The 4,205-nt window shown below is 70.0% G+C and carries 4 protein-coding genes; all 4 read left to right on the top strand.

Annotation, left to right across the window (positions count from 1 at the left end; all coding sequences use genetic code 11):
- Positions 1-397: hypothetical protein (locus tag AC13HU_RS33410; RefSeq protein ID WP_483045735.1), on the top strand; the 397-nt coding region annotated here is incomplete at its 5' end.
- Complete coding sequence (locus tag AC13HU_RS33405; protein ID WP_483045734.1) at positions 397-903, top strand: hypothetical protein; 507 nt, start codon at positions 397-399, stop codon at positions 901-903. The genes AC13HU_RS33410 and AC13HU_RS33405, both read left to right, overlap by 1 nt.
- Before the next feature lie 64 nt (positions 904-967).
- A complete protein-coding gene (locus AC13HU_RS33400) occupies positions 968-2,512 on the top strand; it encodes a hypothetical protein (protein WP_483045733.1) in 1,545 nt (514 codons plus the stop codon).
- Between the two features lie 53 nt (positions 2,513-2,565).
- Positions 2,566-3,186, top strand: coding sequence for a hypothetical protein (locus AC13HU_RS33395; protein ID WP_483045732.1), 621 nt, complete (start codon positions 2,566-2,568; stop codon positions 3,184-3,186).
- Positions 3,187-4,205: the final 1,019 nt, after the last annotated feature.

The raw sequence follows: 4,205 nt of genomic DNA, 5'->3' as shown, positions 1-4,205 counted from the left end.
CGCCCGATGGAGCAACTCCCCCGCCGAGCAGAACCCCCACCCGGGCCCGTCCACCCCGTACGTCGAGGTGCACCACCACCATTACCCGACCGCGCCGGACACCCCGCCCCGCAAGGAGCGGACGTTCGACCTGTCCTGGATCACCGCCGACAAGCCCCGCCTGGCCGCCGTCGCCGCAGGGGCGCTGATCCAGCCGGCCTGGTACGCCCTGGCCAAGGACGCCGGCCCGAGCGCACCGATCGGCACGGCCTTCATGACCGGCCTGGTCACCGGCTACTGGCGTCTGCGCTACGCCAGCCCGATCACCCGCTGGCTGTTCACCCTCAACCTCTCCACCGCGGTGCTCTACCTGCCCACCTTCGCCCTCATCACCACCGTCCTGACCGGAGCCCGCTGATGTTCACCCGCGCCGCCTACGTCACCGTCGGCGGACTCACCGTCGCCCTGGCCATCGTCGTCTGGCGCGCCGTGCGCTGGTGGCGCCACGACGCCAAGAACTGGAGGGCGCTGCTGCCCTTCCTGCTCGGCCAGGCCCTCGGCATGCTCTCCGTGCTGTGCACCGGGGGAGCCCTCGGCTACTTCTTCGGCTTCGTCGCCCACCCGATGAACATGGGCGGCGACAAGGTCCTCACCGGAGCCACCGGCTCCAGGAGCTCGATCATCCACGGCGGCGCCCACCCCGGCGTCATCACCGAGTACGGCGCCATGATCCTGATCCTGCTCTGCGTCGGCCTCGCCGCCGCCTGGAAGTCGATCACCAAGAAGACCAGCCTCGACTTCATCCTCGGCGCCATCTCCGGCAGCGGCCTGGGCCTGTCCGCAGGGGGCGCCGGCCTCGCGGCCGACACCCTCGTCCCCTTCGTCAACTGGCTCGGCGCCCTGATCGCCGGCGTCTTCAACTGACCGCGGCCCGACCGCCGTACGATCCGCGGCGGCAGGGCCCGTCCCCGTCCAGGAGCCTCCCCGCATGACCGACAGCCCCGCACCCGCCAGCGACGACGAGGAGGTCGTCCGCGTCGAGCCTCCACACGACGACCACCCCGCCGATAAGAATCCGGACACTCCAACCCGCCGCGGCGACACCATCAAGGCGCACGCACGCACCATCGCCTCACGGGAAGCAACCATCCTGACGACCGGCGCCCGGCACACCGCCGCCCAGGCCTGGCGCTGGTGGAACGCGCAAGACCTCTCCCCGGAGTACTTGACCGCCTTCCACCTCAACCACCAGCACACGCAGTGGAAGATCCGCCGCGACGCCACCCTGCAGGAGATCAACCAGCAGCTCAAGCTCTGGAAGAACTCCAACGAGCACCACGCCCACCGCCAGCGCATCCTCTACGCCCGAGAAGCCGCCACCGTCCGCGCAGAATCGTTCACCCCCACGACGCCCACCAGCTCCGACCTCGTATCCACCCGCGCCGCCCGGGCCCGTAACCGCCGCCTCGGCACCACCGTGCTGCTCGCTATCTCCGTCGCCCTGGCCGTCCAACACCCCGGCCCCGCCCTGTACGGGCTCAGCGCCACCACCACCCTGTCCGCCGCAGTGACGTGGCGACAGGGCCGCCGCCCGACCGTGCTCAACCCCGCCCCACCCGACCTCACCTTCCCGCTACCGGAACCAGAGGGCGGACTCCTCACCGGCCCGGCCGCGAGCGAGCCGGCCCACCCCTACCCGATCGCCCGAGCCACCAGCACCGACCAGGCCGCCGACTGTATGCTGCGCGCCCTGCGAGCCGAGAACATCCCGGTCGCCGAGATCACCAACGTCACTCAGACGGCCTGGGGCTGGCAGGCCACCGTCCGCGTCTCCAAGGGCACCCCGGCCGCCATCATCGACAAGGCCCCGGACCTGGAAACGCTCTTCGACCTCGGCAAGGGCGACGTCATCGTCCAGCCACTGAAGAACCGCACGGCCTGTGCCGTCCTCATGCTGCGTCAAGGCGACATGTTCGCCGAGCTCCCGCCAGCCCCCTACCTCGCGCCGAAGTCGATCAGTATCACCCAGCCCGCTTGCTTCGGCGGCTCGGCCAACGGCGACCCCCTCGCCTTCTCCCTCGCCGGCCTCATGGGCGAGGTCATCGCCCGCTCCGGCGGCGGCAAGTCCAGCCTCTTGCGCGCCTTCGCCGACATCACCACCGCCTGCCACGACACCGTCACCCTCTTCCTCGACCCCTCCGGCGACGGCCCGGGCCCCTACGAAGACGCCATTCGCCTCACCAGCCTCGGCCCCGCCGCCATCGAACGCGTCCTGCTCTGGCTCCACTGCATGGCCGCAGGGCGCGCTCGCATCCGTCGAAGCATGGGCATGGGCGATGCCTGGCAACCGTCAGCGAAACACCCCGCCATCCTCGTTTTCATCGATGAGTTCCCCAAGATCACCGAGCTTTCCAAACTCCTCGTAGCGTCGCTGATGCTCATCGGCCGTAAGGAAGCCGTCTGGGTCATCTTCGCTGCCCAAGGAGCAACCACGCCTTCCTCGGCTCGAACATCGCCCAGCAGCCGGCCCTGAAGGTCCTCGGCCCCTGCCGCGACGTCGACGTCAGGGCCGCCCTCGGCGGCGGCATGATGGACGAGGGCTGGCTACCCCACCGCCTCAACCCCAAGTCCGGCGACGACCTGCGCCAATGCGCCCAGGTCTACATCGAAGGCGCCCCCGGCCTCCCCGACGAACCGATCATCCACAAGATCCACCACATCACCCTCGACGAGGGCCACCGCCGCGCCGCGGAACGCCGGGACGCCGGCCTGGTCGACATCGACGACGCCAGCATCGCGGCAGCCCAGGAAGCCCCCCTGCCACCCTTTGCCGCCAACGAGGGCCTCGAAGAGCCACCCACCTGGGCCGACATCCTCCGGCTGTGCGGAGCAGCCGGCGCCCCGGAATCCGCCCCGCTCCCCGCCATCGCGCAGCACCTCCTCGATGCCTTCACCGCCCACGGCGACCCGAACGCCCTCACCATCGCTCAAATTCTCGACCACCTGCGAGAGAAGGACCCACAGACCTGGCGACGCTGGGACAGCCGTGAGGAGGCCACCCGCCTCCGAGAAGCTGGCAAGGCCCTGGCCCGTGCGCTGCGCGCTGCTGGGCTCACCGTTACCTCGGCTCGGCTCCACGATGTCGAAGGAAAGCCCACCGCCTACCGCCTTGCCGATCTCCGGGCCGTCCTCGCTACTCGTCCCTGATCTGTCCCGCGCGTGTCCGGCAGAGCAAGCTGAGGCCGAGCCGTGTCCACGGGACAACTCCGGGCCAGGCCAGCGGACAAGGCCCACCTGCGTAAACGATCAAGGCGAGTGCGCTGCCGTCGGTCGGGCAGGGGTGATCTCTCCTCCCCGTACCGGGGAGGAGAGGTCACCCCCCTGGACTCGCACGTTCGGGCGCTGGGGAGAGATCACTCCTCACCGGAAGACCGGTGATCTCTCCCTCCCCGGCTCGATCCGCGTGCCTGTCGGATGTCCGGGAGGAGACCTCTCCTCTCGCACGGGCAGTCGATGCGCCAGCGAGGGTGACGGCGGAACGGCGCGGTCGGTGCGCGGTCCGGCGTCCGGCGCCGTCCTGCGGCCGGACCGGACCGCTCAGCGCGGGGTCCGAGCTGAGGCGCGGCCCTCCGGGCGGCTGCTCTTCCTCCGGCCGCCCGTCCGGTCCCGGGGTCGTCCCACCCGCCGTTCACCGCCCCACGGGGAACGGCCGGGAGAGGTTGCCTACGGAATTGCCTGCGGAGTTGTCCACGGAGCCCCCTGCGGAGTTGCCCAACGAGTCGCCTACGGAATCGCCCACGAAAGCCGGGGAAACCGCTGGAAGCAGCAGGTCACCGCAGCGGTCAAGGGGTCGAAGGCACGCCGACTACTTCCCTACGGGCCTATGGCGAGAGCCTCGAAGCACGTGCGAAGCCTTATCAACCACTGAGGGCAGGAGCCGGCGCGCGAGAGGAACAGCAGGAGCGACAAGGGCAACGACGAACAGACGGACGGGAGGAGGAGCCAGAGCACAACAACGGAGGAACAGAGCAGAGCAGCAGCGACAAGGACACAACCGAAGGACCGAGCGGACAGCGGACCCGACGATGACAGGACGCCTGGCCAGAGACAGACAGGGCACGTACCACCCGCGACGGGGGCAAGCAACGAGACGGTGAGTCCTGCAACGGGCTGGACCGGTCTGCCGGGAGAGCGGGAGCGAGCGTGCACGGCAAGCGGAAGCCCCC

The organism is Streptomyces sp. NH27 (assembly GCF_056859195.1).
Note: the sequence above shows the minus strand (reverse complement) of the source record. Positions and strands in the feature narration are given on the sequence as shown.